Below are 18,258 nucleotides of genomic sequence, written 5' to 3' on the forward strand. Positions count from 1 at the left end.
CGCCGGGACGACGAGTAGCTACCCCTGCGCGCTCAGCTCCCGCCAGTCGAATTCTTCCTCGAGTTGGTGAAAGGCGTCGTCGCCGATCGTTTCCGACTGACGCAGCGCGATGATCGATCGCCGTGCGGCACCGATCGCGCGCCGCCGCAGCGGGTCGGCCGGTAACTCCCCGCTGGCAATGGCGCCAACGGGATCCGCTTCCGCGTGAAGCAGCAGCGCGCGGTATTCGAGCCGGAGAAGTTCGGCTGCTTCGGACGGGTCGCCGTCGATTTCATCCAGCGCCGCCTGGTAGGCGATGACGCGGGCGCGGGCGACTTCCGCGATCACCGGATTGTCTTGCTTCAACCGCAGCACCGCGATCAGCGGCCGCAACGTCAGACCCTGGATCACCAGCGATCCCAGCACCACGGAAAAGGCGGTCAGCAGAATGAGATCGCGATAGGGAAAGCCCGGCGGGAGCGCAAACGCCGCCGCCAGCGTGACGATGCCGCGCATGCCGCACCACGATATGACGATGCCGCCCTTGAGGGTGGGCACGGGCGTCGAGCGCTTTGGGACGAACAGGCCGGCGGCGATCAGGAGCCGGAACGTCGTGCCGTAGAGGGTCACCCAGGCGATGCGTGTCAGCAAGGTAATGCCGAGCACGGCGGCCGCGACCAGGCAATATCTCAATCGCACGGGATCATCGAGCCCTTGCCATATCGGCCGCAACTGCAGACCGATCAGCATGAACGCCAGCACATTGAGGACGAAGACCGCGGTATCCCACACCGCGTAGGACGGCACGCGCAGCCGCGCCGGGGTTCGCGGCTCGGTGCGCGCGATCGTGATGGCATAGGCGACGATGGTCAGGATGCCGGAAAGCCCGAGACGCTCGGCAACGATCCATACCGTGAAGGTGCCGGCGAACTGCACCACGATCGAACTCGGCGCATCCGTGATCCGCCGGGTCAACAGCAACGAAATCCGCGCGAACAGATAGCCGGCGAGCAGGCTTCCCGCCGACGCCAACACGATCGGCGGCGCGAACTCGCGCCACCCGAGGTGCTGGACCGCGGGGGCGCCGACGGCAAAGCGATAAATCAGGAGCGCGCCGGCGTCATTGAGCAGGCTTTCGCCTTCGAGGATTTTGACAATCCGGTAGGGCAGCTTGACCTGACGAAGGATGGCGGTCGCCGCGGCCGCATCGGGCGGCGCCACGATGGCGCCGAGCGCGATCGCCGCCGCCCACGGCATGTCCGGCAGCAGCCAGTGCGCGACCACCGCCACCGCCGCGGTGGTAGAGCCGACGGCGGCGAACACCAGCGTGGATATCGGCAACCAGTTGTTCCGCAGGTCGCGCAGCGAAGTATCGAAGGCGGCATCGAGCAGCACGGGGGCCACGAACAGGGCCAGCGCCAGGTCGGGCTCCAGTGTCCAGGACGGCACTGACGGCACGTATGCGAGCAGCGTGCCGCCGAGGCAAAGGAAAGTCGGGTACGGCACCTTGAGCCGCCGGGCCAGTGCCGACAGCAGCACGGCGCCAAGCAGCAAGGCGATGAGCCATTCGAATGTCGTCAAAGCACGGTTCCTGTCGGCCGCCCGATGTTCCCGTCATCAATTCTACCATCAAATTCCGCAAGCTCATCACCGCCCCGATTTCCCGGCGGCGCCGATCCGCGCTACCATGCCGCGCCATGACCGCCGTGGTATCGGGACGGCCTGCAGGACGCGATCGATGCGACGAATTTTCTTAAAGCCGATCCGGAACGCCGCCGCGGGCGCCCTGCTGTGGGCGGCATCGTCACCGGGCGCGCTCGCGACCGGCACCGAGCCCGCCACGGATCCAGAGGTCGACCCCGCGCCCTGCGTCGCGGCAGCGGCCGCCGATGACGCCGACAGGATCATCGCCATTTGCGGCGAACTGGTGGATAACGAAAAGACGGTCAAGGCCGATCGCGTGAAGGCGCTGATCGCGCGCGCCGGTGCTTACGACCGCAAGGACATGATCGACCGCGCCATCGGCGACTACGACACCGCGCTGCGGCTCGACCCGAGCCTTGCCGATATCTTCAATGCCCGCGGCGAACTCTGGCGCCGGAAGGGCGACCGGCTCCACGCGCTGCAGGATTTCGGCGCGGCCATCAAGCTCAATCCGCAGCACGAGGCGGCCCGCGCCAACTATAAATCGCTGGCGCTGGAGCTGGAGTGGCTCGGGGCGCAGATGGCGATCAAGAACAGGCCGGCTGCTGGTTCGAAATCAAGTCCGGCCTTGAAATGATGCCGCATCCGGTGACAATGCCGGACGATAAAGCGATTGTCGCCCGTATCGTCATGGCCGGGCTCGTCCCGGCCATCCACGTCTTTGCTTTCACTGCCGAGGCAGAAAGACGTGGATGCCCGGCACAAGGCCGGGCATGACGGGGGAGCGGATCGACTGCCGCGGGAGAGCGACGCCATGAACATTCAGGACAACAGCCGCTATCACGAGGTCCATGCCCGTTCGCTCAGGGACCCCGAGGGGTTCTGGGGCGAGGCGGCGCGCGACATCGACTGGATCGAGCCGGCCAGGAAGGTGTTCGATCCCGCGATGGGGCTGTACGGGCGCTGGTTCGCCGGCGCCGTGGTCAACACCTGCTACAACGCGCTCGACCGCCATGTCGCCGGTGGGCGCGCCGACCAGGTGGCCCTGATCCACGATTCGCCGCTGGCGGGCAGCGTCACCAGGTTGACCTATGCCGAGATGCTGCATGAGGTGAAAACGCTCGCGGCCATCATGCAGGACTTCGGCGTCGCCAAGGGCGACCGCGTCATCCTCTATATGCCGATGGTGCCGGAAGCCATGATCGCGATGCTGGCCTGCGCCCGGATTGGCGCCGTGCATTCGGTGGTGTTCGGCGGCTTCGCTGCGAAAGAACTCGCCACCCGGATCGAAGACGCCAAACCAAAACTGATCTTCTCGGCCAGCTGCGGGCTCGAGCCCGGCCGCATCGTGCAATACAAGCCGCTGCTGGACGAGGCGATAAAACTTTCCAGCCTCAAGCCGCAGGCCTGCCTTATCCTGCAGCGGAAGCAGCAGCCTTGCGAGCTCACGGCGGGGCGCGATCACGACTGGGCTGAACTCCGAGCCAAGGCCATGGCGGCAAAGAAATCCGCCGACTGCGTGCCGGTGCTGGCCACCGATCCGCTCTATATCCTCTACACCTCCGGTACTACCGGCAAACCGAAGGGGGTGGTGCGCGACAATGGCGGGCATCTGGTCGCGCTGAAATGGTCGATGTTCAATCTCTACGGCGTCAAGCCCGGCGAGGTGTTCTGGTGCGGCTCCGACATCGGCTGGGTGGTCGGCCACTGCTACATCGTTTACGCGCCGCTGTTTCACGGCGCGACCTCGATCATGTATGAGGGCAAGCCGATCGGCACGCCGGACGCCGGCGCCTTCTGGCGCGTCATTTCGGAACACAAGGCGGTGGCATTCTTCACCGCGCCGACCGCGTTCCGCGCCATCCGCAAGGAAGACCCCGACGGCAAATTCATCCGCCAGTACGATCTGGCAAAATTCCGCACGCTGTTCCTTGCCGGCGAGCGCGCCGATCCGCCGACGGTGGCGTGGGCGGAAGCGCAATTGAAGGTGCCTGTCATCGATCACTGGTGGCAGACCGAAACCGGCTGGTGCATCGCCGGCAATCCGGTGGGGCTTGGCATGCTGCCGGTGAAGCACGGCTCGCCGACGGTGCCGATGCCGGGCTACCAGGTCGAAATCGTCGATGAAGCCGCAAGACCTTTGCCCGCCGATGTCATGGGCTCGATCGTCATCAAACTGCCGATGCCGCCGGGCTGCCTGCCGACGCTGTGGGAGCAGGACGAGCGCTGCAAGGAAGCCTATTTCAACGAATTCCCCGGCTACTACAAAACCTCCGATGCCGGCTACAAGGACGCGGACGGCTACGTCTACGTGATGGGCCGTACCGACGACATCATCAATGTCGCCGGCCACCGGCTCTCCACCGGCGGCATGGAAGAGATTCTCGCTTCCCATCCCGACGTCGCCGAATGCGCGGTGCTCGGCATCCAGGATTCGATCAAGGGCGAAGTGCCCTGCGGCTTCCTGGTGCTGAAGGCCGGCGTCACCAGAAGCCATGCCGAGATCGAGAAGGAGATCGTGGCGCTGGTGCGGGACAAACTCGGCCCCGTCGCCGCGTTCAAGCTCGCCATCACGGTTGCGCGGCTGCCGAAGACGCGGTCGGGCAAGATCCTGCGCGGCACCATCAAGAAGATCGCCGACGGCGAGCCATGGACGATGCCCGCGACCATCGAGGATCCCAGGGTACTCGACGAGATCGGGGACGCGCTGAAGGGAAGGGTGTGAGGAGGGCGTATGCGCGCGGAAGTAGATGGTCCGTGAACATGCTGCACCCTGATGTCGTCATGCCCGGGCTTGACCCGGGCATCCATCACCTTCAAGAAAATCGCCTTGTTTTCGATGGATTGCCGGGTCAAGCCCGGCAATGACGAAACAGGAACAACGGATGGATCCCGCGCATGCCCCATAACTCCGCTCGAGCCTGCATGGCGCTGTTGCTCGCCGCACCGCTGCTTGCCGGCTGCCTCGAGCGCGGACAGTCGACGATGGTCAATGCAGCCGGCGATGACGATGATGCGTTCTGTCGCGCCAGCAGTAAGGTCGGCTCGCCGGAATATGTCGCCTGCCGCAAGGATCGCGATGTTCAACGCAGCAACGCCAACGCGCGCGCCGACCGGCAGCAGCGCGATCTCGGCGAATACATGCTGAACAACCCGGTGCACCCGTAGCGGGCGTCATCCCGCGTCAGCGCAACGGCGGGGATCGCGGAAGGTGCGAGTTCCTGCGAGCCTCGAAGGTTGGGACTTGGTGCGGAGCTTTATCGGTGTAGGATCGAAGTCGAACAGGAGGCGGCCATGAACGAAGACGTTTTCAACACCAGCCTGCGCAAATTTCTCAAGAAGGTCGGCGTCACCTCGCAGCGCGAGATCGAAAAGGCGGTGCGCGATGCAGTGGAAGCCGGCCGTCTCAAGGGCCACGAAAAGCTGCCGGCCAAAATGGTTCTCACGCTCGGCGGCATCAGCCTGACGCATGAGGTCACCGACGAGATCGAGCTGGGCTAGGTCGAGGCAGAGTAATTTCTCGATCAAGTCGGGTCGAGGATGCCGAAGAAGGCGACCAGCGCGAGAACGCCGGCTCCCAGCGCCAGTTCGGCGTAGGTGCCGTGACGAATCTGGATTATCGCGCGGTCAGGTTCTGCAACCATGTGCGGCACGAAGATATAGCGGTTCACGAGGGCGAGGCCGGTCATGCCGGCGACCAGGGCCATCTTGGCAACCAGCAGCATCTGGTAGGTCGAGGTAAAATCGGTCGGCCAGCGCCCCAACACCAGGACAGTGTTTACAATTCCGGTCGCGATCGCCAGCGCAACAGCAAGATGACCCGCCGAAGAAAACCGGCGGAGTGCGGTCTTGGCTTCCGTGCAGAAGGCCGGGTCGCGCAGGCGGGCGAGACAGCCCGGCAGAGCGAGCAGCGAGCCAAGCCAGGCGCCGCCGGCGAGGAGATGCGCGGCATCGTTGAGGATGTGGAGCACACCCCGCGTGCCTTCGTCCATATTGGCGTGGCCGGTGAGCGCGAGGCTCGCGAGAAGCAAGCCGGATAGCGCCAGCCTTGCAATGGGAGTCGAGCGCCAGAGCAGCGCTGCCGCCAGAAGGAGCGATAGAGCCAGCCGAACCAGCCAGGCTTTGCCCATCGCGGTATCGCACAGAAGCACCGACAAAGTGCTGCGGTCTAAAGCCGATTGCCAGCTTTCCCCGATGACAGCCGCTTCGATGGGTAACCACGCCAAGGTCGAGAATACGGCGAGCGAGCTTGCTGCAACGGTGAGGAAATTCGACGAAGCCGTGATGGCCTGGCCGAGTCGCTTTGGCGCGACGCAGGCGATAAAGCCGCTGACCCCATAGGCGGTGATCGCGGCGGCATCGAAGCACAGCCGGACAAGCGCCAGTGCAACGTGCGGCGCGATCAATGACCTACCGTGAATTGATAAGTGCCGTGTGTGGTATGGCCGTCCTTGGCGAGCGCGTGCCATTCAACCGTATATATGCCGGCGCCGAGCTGACCAGTGATGGGCACCATCATCACCTTGTCGTCGCTCGGGCTGAGCGACGGCGCTCCGGTCGATACGGCCTTGCCGTCCGATCCCTTCAACGTGACGCCGCTCAGCTTGATCTCCAACCCTTCCGAAAACGTCAGCGATAATGCGGCCGGCGCAGTCCCCACGGTCCCGCCGGCGGCAGGAGCCTCAGCCTGCAGATGAGCATGCGCCCAGGCACTGCCGTCGAACAGCAGGCAGGAGAGAAGCGCAAGCGTACAGGCCGTGGTCTTCATCGGGGGATCCTTCGTAAAGGCAGTCAGATGGCTGGAAATCTGCCGGCGCTGAGGTGCTCCACGTCACACCGTAGATGATGTTGCGAAATCGAACGCAAGCCCTTCGATTCGAACGCCGCAACACGCGCTGAACACGAGTCTAAGCACGCGATCTGCTTTCCCAACTAAATTAAATTTCAGGAAGTCGTCCCTTCTTCCTATTAGTCTGCGGCCTGAAATCACGGCGAACCGGCACTGCGTCATGGCCGGGTGAGGCCGGGCATGACGAAGAGAGATGCGCGGGCGCTCCACCAAAGTGTGCGCGATCTGCGAACTGCATCGCCACAGAATCCGTCATTCCGGGATGGTGCGTTAGCACCAGACCCGGAATCTCGAGATTCCGGGTTCGATGCTTTCGCATCGCCCCGGAATGACGGGGGCTGCATTTGCCTCCCGTCCTGCGAGGCGCTGGTCAACCCGCTCCGCTGCCCCTCCGACCTATTTCTGATTTTCAGAAATCATTCTTGACGCCTGACCCAAATCACCTCTATATCCCCCGCCATCCTGTTCCACTCAGAGGGGCGTTTCGCGAACGTCACGGACGCGGGGCGGGGGGCGGTGGACGCGGCGGCGCGCTTGACGGGCGATGCCAACGCGGACGGCGAAGACGTGTGGTCCTGACACCCCGACGCTGGTGTCAAGTCGGTGGAGGCAACTCCGCCGGCGACGGTGGCAAGAAAGCCGATCACCGGGGAGAGCACGGTATAAGCCGTAAACCATTGCGCGGGGAATGCCGGATGATTCCGGTGACTCGCTGTGAATACTCGTGTGCATACTCACTACCCATAGCGCACACGAGGCTGCGGGTGCATCGGGCGCCCGGCATTCCCCGCGCCCTCTGAATTGAGAGGGCGGAACGAGCAGGCCAAACCTCGCGCAACACATGCGGCGAGATCGCGGACTCATATCTTGGCGTCATTGCGAGGAGCGAAGTGACGAAGCAATCCACTCTTTGCTCCATGGATTGCTTCGCGGAGCCTGTCATCGGGCGCGCGTTCGCGCGACCCGGCGGCGGGGATGACGACCGCAATTGGTCTGGCGGCGCGGACGACAACAACGATTGGCGCGGCGGTGGGGACGACGACTACGGAGCCGGACAGTACATTGCCGCCAGCCGCCGCCTATTCCTCGTCCGGCTTCTTGCCGCCGATCGTCTTCAGCTTGGCGAAAACGGCGTCGACGTTGAGGTCGTCGCGCTCCTTCTCGCTGGGCTCGAATTCCGGCTCCTTGCGGGTGGTCTCGGAGGCCGGCAGCAGGGTGGCGCCGCCATAGGCGGTATCGATCGGCTTCTCCTTGGCCGCGCGCTGCACCTCGAAGTCGAGTTCGATCTGCGAGCACAGGCCGAGCGTCACCGGATCCATCGGGGTCAACGTCGAGGCGTTCCAGTGGGTACGGTCGCGCACGCTGGCGATGGTGGTCTTGGTGGTGCCGACCAGCCGCATGATCTGCGCGTCCTTCAATTCGGGGTGGTTGCGCACCAGCCACAGGATCGCGCTCGGCCGCTCGTGGCGCCGCGACACCGGGGTGTAGCGCGGGCCCTTCTTCTTGGCCTGCGGCGGCAGCGCCACCTTGCTCTCGCCGAGCTTGAGCCGGTAGTTCGGGTCGTTCTCGCCCTTTTCGATCTCGTCGCGGGTGAGCTGGCCGGTCGAAATCGGGTCCATGCCCTTGATGCCCTGGGCGGCGTCGCCATCGGCGATGGCGCGGACCTCGAGCGGGTGCATTTTGGTGAAATCCGCCACCTGATCGAAGGTCAACGCGGTGTTGTCGACCAGCCAGACGGCAGTCGCCTTTGGCATCAGCGGTGCATTGCTCATGGCAAATCTCCTTTGCGCTTCGCCCACCTGTTTTGGAGGCGAAGCCGTGGTCATCAGCGATGACGGGAATTACGCCCCTATATAAGCCGTCCGGGGCTAACCGCGCAATGGTTAGCTAAACGGCCTTGACAGCGCCCGAAAGCGGTCCCAAGTCGTGCTTTGAATTGACCGTTCCCCGCCCGCCGGCGAGGGGTGATTCGGTCCGAGATCGCATCCATGGCAGCCAAACCACCCCTGAAAATCGTGCTTTGTTCGCCGCGGGGCTTCTGCGCCGGCGTTGTGCGGGCGATCGACACCGTGGAACGGGCGCTGACCATCTATGGCGCCCCGGTCTATGTCCGCCACGAGATCGTCCACAACCGCTACGTAGTCGACAGCCTCAGGACCAAGGGCGCGATTTTCGTCGAGGAACTGGCTGAAATCCCCGACAATACCAACGCGCCGGTGGTGTTTTCGGCCCACGGGGTTCCCAAATCGGTGCCGGCCGACGCCCGGGCCCGCAATTTCTTTTCGCTGGATGCGACCTGCCCGCTGGTGACAAAAGTGCACCGCGAGGCGGCGATCCATTTCAAGCGCGGCCGCGAGATCCTGCTGATCGGGCATTCCCATCACCCCGAGGTGGTCGGCACCCTCGGGCAGCTGCCGCCGGGGGCGGTAACGCTGATCGAGACCGCGCACGATGCGGCGACCTTCACGCCGAAGGATCCCGACAACCTGGCCTTCGTGACGCAAACCACGCTGTCGATCGACGACACCGCCGAAATCGTCGCGATGCTGAAGGAACGGTTCCCGAACATCTCCGGCCCGCACAAGGAAGACATCTGCTACGCCACCACCAACCGCCAGCTCGCGGTCAAGAAGGTGGCGCCCGTAGTCGACGCCCTGATCGTGGTCGGCGCGCCGAATTCGTCGAATTCGCAGCGCCTGCGCGAGGTCGCCGAGCGCGAGGGCTGCCCGATCGCGGTGCTGGCGCAGCGCGCCGGCGATATCGACTGGTCGCGGTTTGAAGGCATCAAGAGTCTCGGCATCACCGCGGGCGCGTCGGCGCCGGAAGTGATCGTCGAAGAGATCATGGGTGCGTTCGCCGAGCGCTACGAACTGCATGTGGAGACGGTCTCGGCCGCGGAAGAGAACGAATTCTTTCCGTTGCCGCGTTCGCTGCGGCCCGACGCCGCGGAATAATCGCGATGGCGGTTTACACCGACGTCGCCGCCGACGAGCTTGCGGAATTTCTGGGGCATTACGACATCGGCGAATTGCTGTCCTACAAGGGCATCGCCGAGGGCGTCGAGAATTCCAACTTCCTGCTCCACGCCACGGCGGGATATTTCATCCTGACGCTGTATGAAAAACGGGTCGCCAAATGTGACCTGCCGTTCTTTCTCGGTCTGATGACGCATCTGGCCTCGCGCGGCATCAGTTGTCCGCAGCCGGTGCGGAACAAGAGCGGCGAGGCGCTGAGTGCGCTCGCCGGCCGGCCGGCGGCGATCATCAATTTTCTCGAAGGCATCTGGCCGCGCAAGCCGAACGCCGCGCATTGCGCCGGCGTCGGCCAGGCGCTGGCGAAAATGCATCTCGCCGGAGCCGATTTTGCGATGGCGCGCGCCAACGCGCTGTCGGTGTCGGGCTGGCGGCCGCTGTTCGATACCGCGGCTTCGCGCGCCGATGAAGTCCAGCACGGGCTGCGGGCGTTCATTGCCGCCGAACTCGATCATCTCGAAGGCGGCGTCTGGCCGAAGAATTTACCGGCCGGGGTGATCCACGCCGACCTGTTTCCGGACAACGTTTTCTTTCTCGGCGAGCGGGTGTCGGGCATCATCGATTTCACCTTCGCCTGCACCGACATGCTGGCCTACGACGTCGCGATCTGCCTCAACGCCTGGTGCTTCGAGAGCGATTATTCGTTCAACGTCACCAAGGCGCGCGCCTTCCTCGGCGCCTATGGCCGCGAGCGGCCCTTGTCCGATGCCGAGCAGGACGCACTGCCGCTCTTGGCGCGCGGCGCGGCGCTGCGCTTTTTGCTGACGCGGCTAGTCGACTTTCTCGATGTTCCCGCGGGCGCGCTGGTGCGGCCGAAGGATCCGCTCGAATATGCCCGCAAGCTGCGGTTTCAGCAGAGTGTCGCCAGCATGCGCGACTACGGCGTCGATGCCTCGGGGCTGGTGGCGTGAGTTCATCTCCGACGGTCACCATCCACACCGACGGCGCGTGCTCGGGCAATCCGGGCCCTGGCGGCTGGGGCGCGATCCTGAAATTCGGCGACGCCGAAAAGGAACTGAAGGGCGGGGAGGCCCATACCACCAACAACCGGATGGAGCTGATGGCCGCGATCTCGGCGCTGGAAGCGCTGAAAAAAACCTGCACGGTCGATCTCTACACCGACAGCCAGTATGTGCGTCAGGGCATCACCGGCTGGATCCACGGCTGGAAGAAGAACGGCTGGCGCACCGCGGACAAGAAGCCGGTCAAGAACGTCGATCTGTGGCAGCGGCTCGACGCGGCGCTGCACCAGCATCAGGTGCGCTGGCACTGGGTCAAGGGCCACGCCGGCCACGACGCCAACGAGCGCGCCGATCAGCTGGCGCGGGAAGGCGTCGCGATGGCAAGGTTGAAGACGTAGACGGGGGACGCGTAGCGATCCCTTACCCTCTCCCCTTGTGGGAGAGGGTGGCGCCTCACGGTGTGAGGCGACGGGTGAGGGGTTCTCTCCGCGGATAGAGACCCCTCATCCGGCGCGGATTTCATCCGCGCCACCTTCTCCCACAAGGGGAGAAGGGAAAAAGCCGGGCGACGACAGTTGTGAGCGCCGCAGTCGCGCCGCGCGAAAACCTACAGCTGCCCGAGCAGCGTATCGCCGCCGGAAACCTCGACCTTGCCGGGCGCCGGTTCGCGATTGAGCTTCTTGACCACGCCGTCATCCACCAGCATCGAGTAGCGGTGGGAGCGGATGCCAAGGCCGTTGCCGGAAGCGTCGAGCTCCATGCCGATCGCCTTGGTGAATTCGGCGTTGCCGTCGGCGAGGAAGGTGGCCTCGTCGCGCTGGTCGGTGTCGCGCTTCCAGGCATTCATGACGAAGGCGTCGTTGACGGAGACGATCGCGATGGTGTTCACGCCCTTGTCCTTGATGGCATAGGCGTTGAGGAAAATGCTCGGCAGATGCATCTTGTGGCAGGTGCCGGTGTAGGCGCCGGGCACCGCGAACAGCGCGACCTTCTTGCCCTTGAAGATATCGTCGGTGGTCTTGACCTGCGGGCCTTCCGCGGTCATGACGCGAAACTTGGCTTCGGGCAGCTTGTCGCCAACTTGGATGGTCATCGTCAATTCTCCTCAAATGTGCGGGTGAGTCTTAGACCGGGGCGGCCGCGGGCACAATATTCAGCGCCGCGGAAAAAACGAGCTCGCGCGTTCACCGTTCTGTCATCGGCCGGCCCCGGATCAGGCGGCCGCGGCCTTGTTTTCGTCGCGCAATTCGCGGCGCAGGATTTTTCCGACATTGGTCTTCGGCAGTTCGGTCCGAAACTCGATCTGCTTGGGGACCTTGTAGTTGGTCAACTGCGTGCCGCAGAACTTGATGATGTCTTCGGCGGTGAGGTTCGGGTCCTTCTTCACCACAAACGCCTTGACGGCTTCGCCCGAGCGCGCGTCCGGCACGCCGATCACGGCGCATTCCAGCACCCCGGGATGACCCGCGATCACTTCCTCGACCTCGTTGGGATAGACGTTGAAGCCCGACACCAGGATCATGTCCTTCTTGCGGTCGACGATCTTGGTGTAGCCGTCCGGCGTCATCACGCCGATATCGCCGGTGCGGAAGTAACCGTCCGCGGTCATCACCTTGGCGGTCTCGTCGGGCCGGTTCCAGTAGCCCGCCATCACCTGCGGGCCCTTGGCGCAGATTTCGCCGGGCTGGCCGAGCGGCACTTCGTTGCCGTCATCGTCGCGGATCGAAAGATAGGTCGAGGGAACGGGAATGCCGATCGAGCCGGAGAACTTGTCGGTATCGGCGGGATTGCAGGTCAGTGTCGGCGAGGTCTCCGACAGGCCGTAGCCCTCGGACAGCGGGCAGCCGGTGGTCTTGAGCCAGGCGTCCGCGACCGCTTTCTGGGTGGCCATGCCGCCGCCGAACGAGGTCTTCAATTTGGAGAAGTCGACCTTGTCGAAACCGGGCGAATGCAGCAGCCCGTTGTAGAGCGTGTTGACCGCGGGGAAACTGTTGACCTGGTATTTCATCAGCTCCTTGATGAAGCCCTGCATGTCGCGCGGATTCGGAATCAGGAGATTGACGCCGCCGGCGCGCATCGCCAGCAGGAAGCACGCGGTCAGCGCGAAGATGTGATAGAGCGGCAGCGCGCAGACGATGAATAACTGGTCGACATGCGGCGGCTTCTTCAGCGCCGGCTGCAGCCAGGCATCGTTCTGCAGCACGTTGGCCAGAATGTTGCGATGGAGCAGCGTCGCGCCCTTGGAGACGCCGGTCGTGCCGCCGGTATATTGCAGGAAGGCGACGTCGTCGGGCGCGATCTTCGGCTTGTTGATCTTCATGCCGCGGCCCGCCGCGAGCGCGTCGTTGAAACTGACGGCGCCCGGGATCGAATAGGCCGGCACCATTTTCCTGAGGCGCCGGACCACGAGGTTGACGATCACCCCCTTGAAGCCGAGCAGATCACCCATGCTGCCGACGATGACATGCCTGACCGCGGTCCTGGCGATCACCTGCTGCACGGTGGTGGCGAAATTCTCCAGAACGATAATCGCCTCGGCGCCGGAATCCTTGAGCTGGTGTTCGAGCTCGCGCGGGGTATAGAGCGGATTGACGTTCACGACCGCGTATCCCGCGCGCAGCACGGCGGCGGTCGATACCGGATACTGCAGCACGTTCGGCATCATCAGGGCGACGCGGGCGCCCTTTTGCAGGCCCTTGCTCTGCAGATAGGCGGCGAGCGCCAGCGACATCTCGTCGAGATCGCGATAGCTGATCGACTTGTCCATGCAGATGAAGGCCTTGCGGTCGCTGAATTTCGCAAAGCTTTCTTCCAGCAACTCGACGAGAGACGCGTAGTGGGTCACATCGATATCGGCGGGCACGCCGGCCGGATATTGCTTGAGCCAGATGCGCTCCATGGTATTTCCCCTCTGGTTTAATTTCTGGTTTTCTCGCCCGCTTCTTTGGAGCGGGGCACCTTGTCCGGGCCGCGTCGGTTCCGGGCAGTATTGAGCAATGCGGCGGCTCAAGGCAAGCGGCCGCGCGTGACGGGGTTATCGTCGACAGAAAAAAGCGCCGGTCCGACCGGCCGAAAACCAGCTTAACTACGCGGCGCGGCGGTGCTCTTTTGATCCGCCGGCTTGGCGTCGCTGGTCGTGTTCTTGGGCGCAGGCTTTACGGCGGCCTTGGGCTTTGCGGGCTTGGTGGCGGGCTTGTCCGCCGCGGCTACCGGTTTTTCAGTTGCTTTTGGCGCGGCATCCGGCTTGGCACTGGCGTGCCTGACGGCGGCCGGCTTGGCGGCGGATTTCGGCTCGGGCTTGGCGTCCTTGCTGGCGTCGGTCTTCGGATCAGCGGCGTCCGGCTTTTTTGCCGCGACCTGCGACTTCTTAGCGCGATGCCGGGGCGTCTGCTTTTCGGTGTCGGCGGCCACGGTGGCAAGCAGCGCGGCGCCGGTCCTTGTCGGACCGGTGTAGACCGGGATCGGCTCGGAGGGCGCGGGCGGCGCCGCCAGCATTTCCGACGGCTTCATCGTCGGCGGCTGCAGCCCCGCGGTGAAAAACGACATTGCGGCTTCGCCGCTGCTCGACGAGCCGCCGGCGTTGTTGCTGGCGACGGGCTCCTCATCCTCGTCGCTGGCCGGTTTGTGGCGCTTGCCGCCGCACATCTCGTCGTGCAGGTTGGGCGGCGAGGCATCGATCGGCACCAGATTGTCGACCGTGCCGAGCGAGGGGCGCAGCCACGACAGCGTGTTGTTGGCAAAGCCGCGATCGAGCAGTTGGGCGGCCCGCACCGCGCGCATCGTGCCGGACGACGCGCCGAGCACCACCGCGATCAGCCGTTTGCCGTTGCGGGTGGCGGAGGCCACCAGGTTGTAGCCGGATGCACAGATGAAGCCGGTCTTGAAGCCGTCGGCGCCGGGATAGCGGCCGATCAGCTTGTTGAAATTCTGCGTGACCTTGCGGCCGTAGCGGATCGATGGAATGTGGACGAAATATTCGTATTCCGGCAGGTCGTGAATGATCGCGCGGGCGAGGATCGCAAGATCGCGGGCCGAAGTGATCTGGCCATCCGCCGGCAGGCCGTTCGGATTGACGTAGCTCGTCTGGGTCATGCCGAGTTGTTGCGCGGCCTGATTCATTTGTGCCGAAAACCCGTCGATCGAGCCTCCGACGCCCTCGGCGAGCACCACCGCCATGTCGTTGGCCGACTTCACCAGCATTATCTTGAGCGCGTTATCGACCGTGACCTGGGTGCCTGGCCGGAAACCTATCTTCGATGGCGATTGCGAAGCCGCAACGGGCGACACCGTGAGCAGGGTGTCGAGCGTGATGCGTCCCTCCTTGACGGCCTTGAGCGTGACATAGGCGGTCATCAGCTTGCTCAGCGACGCCGGGTACCAGGGATAGGTCGCGTTCTCGGCCTGCAGGACCTTTCCGGTATCGGCTTCGACCACCAGCAGCGCTTCCGCATGCACGATGCGCGGCGCAGCGACGACCAGCGCTGCAACGAGCACGATCCAGTTCAACAATGACTTGCGAAGCAACGGGCGAAGCAACTGCACTATCCGATTCCGGTCCTTTGAGACCCGCCTGCAACAGGAGGTCTGATCATGTGACGTTCGGGTTTTAAGTGTGTCCGGCGCGTCGGTTACGGCTCACGCAAACCCTATACCGGCTTGCCGATAGAGAACAGAGGCCCGCTGCTTAAATCGTGGACGAAATAGGCCGAATTTCGACGATACCTAAATCTTGACAGCCACGTTACCGATCGCGGGCGCAGCCACGCTCGCCCGCGCACTTTCCTGGACCATGAACTGCGCTTTTGCGAGTTCCGCAAAACGGCCGCCTTTTGCCACCAGTTCATCGAACGTTCCGCTCTCGATCACGTGACCGTTGTCGAACACCAGGATGCGCGTGGCGTTGCGAATGGTCGAAAGCCGGTGTGCGATCACGAACGTCGTGCGTCCCTTCATCACTTCGTCGAGCGCGGCGTTGACCCTGGCCTCGGTGACGGCGTCGAGCGCGCTGGTCGCTTCGTCGAGAATCAGGACCGGCGGATCTTTCAGCAGCGCCCGTGCGATCGAAAGCCGCTGCCGCTCGCCGCCGGACAACAGGCGGCCGCGTTCCCCGGCTTTGGTCTCGAACCCCCGCTCGCTGCGCTCGATGAAATCCAGCGCCTGGGCGCGCCCCGCCGCGATCCGCAGTTCCTCGTCGGTGGCGTCCGGCTTGCCGACACGCAGATTGTCGGCGATCGAACGGTCGAACAGCAGCGCCTCCTGAAACACCACGCCGATATTCCGCCGCAGCGCCGTCAGCGTCAGGCCGCGGACGTCCATGCCGTCGATCCGGATGAAGCCAGACTGCGGATCGAACGCGCGATGCAGCAATGCGATCGCGGTCGATTTGCCGGCGCCGGTCGGGCCGACCAGCGCGATAGTCTGGCCGGGCAGTGCGGTGAAGCACAGGTCCTCGACCGCGGGCCGCTTGCCGTCATAGGAAAACGAGACGTCCTTGAATTCGACAAGGCCCGAGAGCCGGCCGGTGTCGATGGCATCGGGCCGGTCGCGCACCGTTGGCACCGCATCCAGCACGTTGAAGAATTCCTGCAGCCGCGGCGCCTCCATGAACACGCTGTTGATGAAGCTGACCACCTGTTCGAGCTTCTGGATCAGGATGGTCGCGAAACTGACGAACATCACGATTTCGCCGACGCTGGTGAGGCCCTGTTCGTGCAGCGCGATACCGACGGTGAAGATGGCGAGCACGGTGATGGTGGTCGACGTCCGGGTGATGACGGTGACCAGCGCCCACCACGACAGCACCGGCATCTGCACCGCCAACAGCTTGTCGGCGACGAAGCGCAGTCCCTGCACCTCGGCATCGATGCGCACGAAGCTTTGCACCAGCGCGACATTGCCGAGCGCATCGGAGGCGCGCGCGGAAAGATCGCTGTAATGGGCCTCGACCTCGCTTTGCATGCCGTAGGTCTTGCGCACCACGAGCGTCGTCAGCACCGTGAACACCACGCACAGTGCGAACAGCACGATCGCCAGCCGCCAGTTGATGTAAAGCGCCAGCGGCAGCAGCACCACCAGCGACATGATCGCGGCGAAATGCTCACGGAAAAATCCGAGCCACAGCCGCCACAGCGCATCGGTACCGTTCAGCATCACCTTCATCAGGCGGCCGGAATGGGTGCCGGTGTGGAAAGTCAGCGGCAATTGCATGATGTGTTCGAAGTAATTGGTCAGCACCGCCTGGCGCTGGCGGTGCGCCAGCCGATCGGCGTGGAGGGCCACCGCCGCACTGCACAGAATCGTGAACAGGGCAAACGCCGCCCAGGCCGCCAGCAGCGGCCAGGCTGACGATCCGTAGGAGCCCGCGGACGGCCTGCCGGAAAGAGCGTCGACGATGCGGCCGAACAGCACCGGTTCGGCGAATTGGGTACCTGCCAGCAGCAGATTGGCGCCGGCGAGCATCCAGCCCAGCCGGGCCTCCTTGCCGAGCAGTTCGAGGACGCGTGTATAGAGGCGAAGCAGGGACATGCCGTGGCGGCTCGCGGTCGGCGGGGGCGGACGATCGTCAGACGCATTCTAATCAGGGATCGTCGCCGGGATACAGCCGTTCGCTCAATTTTCGGGCTGGTTGACCAGGCGGTCGCTGAGGGGAGGCAGGAAACTATTGTCGAAAATATCCGCCGCGGACGGCCGCTTCTGGAATTTGAAATCCTCGGCGATTTGACTGATCGACCGGTCCAGGCGAGCCGGATCGACGCCGCCGATGCCGTTGCGCTTCACTTCGCCGGTGAGGAGGTTGTCGCTGATTACATTGCGCAGGCGCTCCAGCTCGAGATCGGGCGATCCGTCCCCCATCCGACCGGCAACTTCGTTGGCCGCGCGCACGGGCTCCTTGATGGCCAGATACAAGCCGGCAATCGCTGCGCGCACAAAGCCCTTCACGGCCTCGGGCCTTTTGGCGGCGAACGCCGGATTGACGATCACCGCGAACCCGTAGGCCTCGCAGCCATAGTCGGCATATCGAAGCACTGCGAGGTCGTCGGCCGGAACGCCGCGATCCCTCAAATTGACCGCCGACAGATACGAAAATCCGGCCACGGCGTCGACCTGACCGGCCGACAGCATCGGCTCGCGCACGGCGGCACTGATTTTGTCGAACGTCACGTTGGCGATCTTGATGCCGTTCTGCCGCGCCAGCGCCGGCCAAAGCCGGATCGAAAGATCGCCCTCGGCGACGCCGAGCGTTTTGCCCTCGATATCCGAGAGCGCGCGGATGCCGCGGCTTTTGCGGCCCACGATGGCGTAGGGCGATTTGTTGAACAGCACGAACACGGCCTTGACCGGCGGCGCGTTTGAACTGCCGCGGAAGCGGATCAGTTCGTTGATGTCGATCAGCGCAAGATCGCTGGTACCCGCGGCGACGCGCGCAATCGCCTCCGGCGACCCGCTGGCGACATCGGTCGTGACCGCGAGGCCTTCCGCCGCAAACAAACCGCGGGTCGACGCCAGCACGAAGGGGGCCGCGCCGGCGTTGATCGGACGGTCGTAGGAAAACTCGATCGCGATCGGTTGCCGATCGGCATCCGCCGCCCGGCTGTCTCCTGCGCCGGGGCAGACAAAACCGAGCAGGCCCATCAGCGAAGCCAAAATGCAGCGGACGGTTGTTGTCGGAGTGAAGCGCATTGGGCTTTCCGGACCGCAGCTAACCGCGCCGGACGTGTCTGTTCATGACACCCGAAACGGCGGTGAACACTCTGCCGGACGAAGTCTGAACGTTCGATGAGCGGCGCGATTT

At 64.2% G+C, this 18,258-nt stretch carries 16 protein-coding genes; 7 read left to right on the forward strand and 9 right to left on the reverse strand.

The annotated features are described in order from the left end of the window. Positions 1 to 18 precede the first annotated feature (18 nt). Positions 19 to 1,560 (reverse strand): cation:proton antiporter, encoded by a 1,542-nt coding sequence (locus B5527_RS03355; RefSeq protein WP_079600013.1) that lies wholly within the window; start codon positions 1,558 to 1,560, stop codon positions 19 to 21. A 157-nt stretch (positions 1,561 to 1,717) separates the two neighbouring features. Here B5527_RS03355 and B5527_RS03360 point away from each other — a divergent pair, with 157 nt between their 5' ends. From B5527_RS03360 to B5527_RS03375, 4 genes are all read left to right on the forward strand, one after another. Next, positions 1,718 to 2,260, forward strand: coding sequence for a tetratricopeptide repeat protein (locus tag B5527_RS03360; protein ID WP_154071989.1), 543 nt, complete (start codon positions 1,718 to 1,720; stop codon positions 2,258 to 2,260). A 177-nt stretch (positions 2,261 to 2,437) separates the two neighbouring features. Continuing rightward, positions 2,438 to 4,348, forward strand: coding sequence for a propionyl-CoA synthetase (locus B5527_RS03365; RefSeq protein WP_079600015.1), 1,911 nt, complete (start codon positions 2,438 to 2,440; stop codon positions 4,346 to 4,348). Positions 4,349 to 4,521: 173 nt separating this feature from the next. Next, positions 4,522 to 4,791 carry a hypothetical protein gene (locus B5527_RS03370; protein WP_079600016.1) on the forward strand — a complete coding sequence of 90 codons (270 nt, stop codon included), beginning with the start codon at positions 4,522 to 4,524 and terminating at the stop codon, positions 4,789 to 4,791. A gap of 126 nt (positions 4,792 to 4,917) precedes the next feature. Next, entirely contained in the window at positions 4,918 to 5,124 is a 207-nt protein-coding gene (locus B5527_RS03375; protein WP_079600017.1) for a DUF6494 family protein, read from the forward strand. Positions 5,125 to 5,147: 23 nt separating this feature from the next. Here B5527_RS03375 and copD read toward each other — a convergent pair whose 3' ends face one another. The 3 genes from copD to B5527_RS03390 form a co-directional block, all read right to left on the reverse strand. Further along, a complete protein-coding gene (gene copD, locus B5527_RS03380) occupies positions 5,148 to 6,029 on the reverse strand; it encodes a copper homeostasis membrane protein CopD (protein ID WP_172842472.1) in 882 nt (293 codons plus the stop codon). Further along, a complete protein-coding gene (gene copC, locus B5527_RS03385) occupies positions 6,026 to 6,391 on the reverse strand; it encodes a copper homeostasis periplasmic binding protein CopC (protein ID WP_079600019.1) in 366 nt (121 codons plus the stop codon). Before copC ends, copD begins: the two co-directional genes overlap by 4 nt. 1,160 nt (positions 6,392 to 7,551) lie before the next feature. Beyond that, entirely contained in the window at positions 7,552 to 8,244 is a 693-nt protein-coding gene (locus B5527_RS03390) for a DUF1013 domain-containing protein (protein WP_079600020.1), read from the reverse strand. A gap of 216 nt (positions 8,245 to 8,460) precedes the next feature. On the opposite strand from B5527_RS03390, the gene ispH reads away from it, so the two are divergent. From ispH to rnhA, 3 genes are read left to right on the forward strand one after another with little or no spacing between them, the layout of a single operon-like run. Next, positions 8,461 to 9,426, forward strand: coding sequence for a 4-hydroxy-3-methylbut-2-enyl diphosphate reductase (ispH, locus tag B5527_RS03395; protein ID WP_079607032.1), 966 nt, complete (start codon positions 8,461 to 8,463; stop codon positions 9,424 to 9,426). Between the two features lie 5 nt (positions 9,427 to 9,431). After that, positions 9,432 to 10,415, forward strand: a complete 984-nt coding sequence (locus B5527_RS03400) for a homoserine kinase (RefSeq protein ID WP_079600021.1) — start codon at positions 9,432 to 9,434, stop codon at positions 10,413 to 10,415. Then, the gene (gene rnhA, locus B5527_RS03405) at positions 10,412 to 10,864 is read left to right on the forward strand and encodes a ribonuclease HI (RefSeq protein WP_079600022.1); all 453 of its coding nucleotides are present in this window, start codon (positions 10,412 to 10,414) and stop codon (positions 10,862 to 10,864) included. Before B5527_RS03400 ends, rnhA begins: the two co-directional genes overlap by 4 nt. Before the next feature lie 209 nt (positions 10,865 to 11,073). Here the strand turns inward: rnhA and B5527_RS03410 are convergent, their stop codons facing one another. The 5 genes from B5527_RS03410 to B5527_RS03430 form a co-directional block, all read right to left on the reverse strand. Then, positions 11,074 to 11,559 carry a peroxiredoxin gene (locus B5527_RS03410; RefSeq protein WP_079600023.1) on the reverse strand — a complete coding sequence of 162 codons (486 nt, stop codon included), beginning with the start codon at positions 11,557 to 11,559 and terminating at the stop codon, positions 11,074 to 11,076. 120 nt (positions 11,560 to 11,679) lie between these two features. Continuing rightward, a complete protein-coding gene (locus B5527_RS03415; RefSeq protein ID WP_079600024.1) occupies positions 11,680 to 13,365 on the reverse strand; it encodes a long-chain fatty acid--CoA ligase in 1,686 nt (561 codons plus the stop codon). Between the two features lie 182 nt (positions 13,366 to 13,547). Further along, the gene (locus B5527_RS03420) at positions 13,548 to 15,008 is read right to left on the reverse strand and encodes a serine hydrolase (protein ID WP_154071990.1); all 1,461 of its coding nucleotides are present in this window, start codon (positions 15,006 to 15,008) and stop codon (positions 13,548 to 13,550) included. 180 nt (positions 15,009 to 15,188) lie between these two features. Then, positions 15,189 to 16,991: a glucan ABC transporter ATP-binding protein/ permease gene (locus B5527_RS03425; RefSeq protein WP_079600025.1), complete on the reverse strand. Its 1,803-nt coding sequence runs from the start codon at positions 16,989 to 16,991 to the stop codon at positions 15,189 to 15,191. 84 nt (positions 16,992 to 17,075) lie between these two features. Beyond that, positions 17,076 to 18,146, reverse strand: coding sequence for an ABC transporter substrate-binding protein (locus tag B5527_RS03430; RefSeq protein ID WP_079600026.1), 1,071 nt, complete (start codon positions 18,144 to 18,146; stop codon positions 17,076 to 17,078). Positions 18,147 to 18,258: the final 112 nt, after the last annotated feature.

This window comes from Bradyrhizobium erythrophlei (assembly GCF_900129425.1).
Classification (GTDB): Bacteria; Pseudomonadota; Alphaproteobacteria; order Rhizobiales; family Xanthobacteraceae; genus Bradyrhizobium; species Bradyrhizobium erythrophlei_C.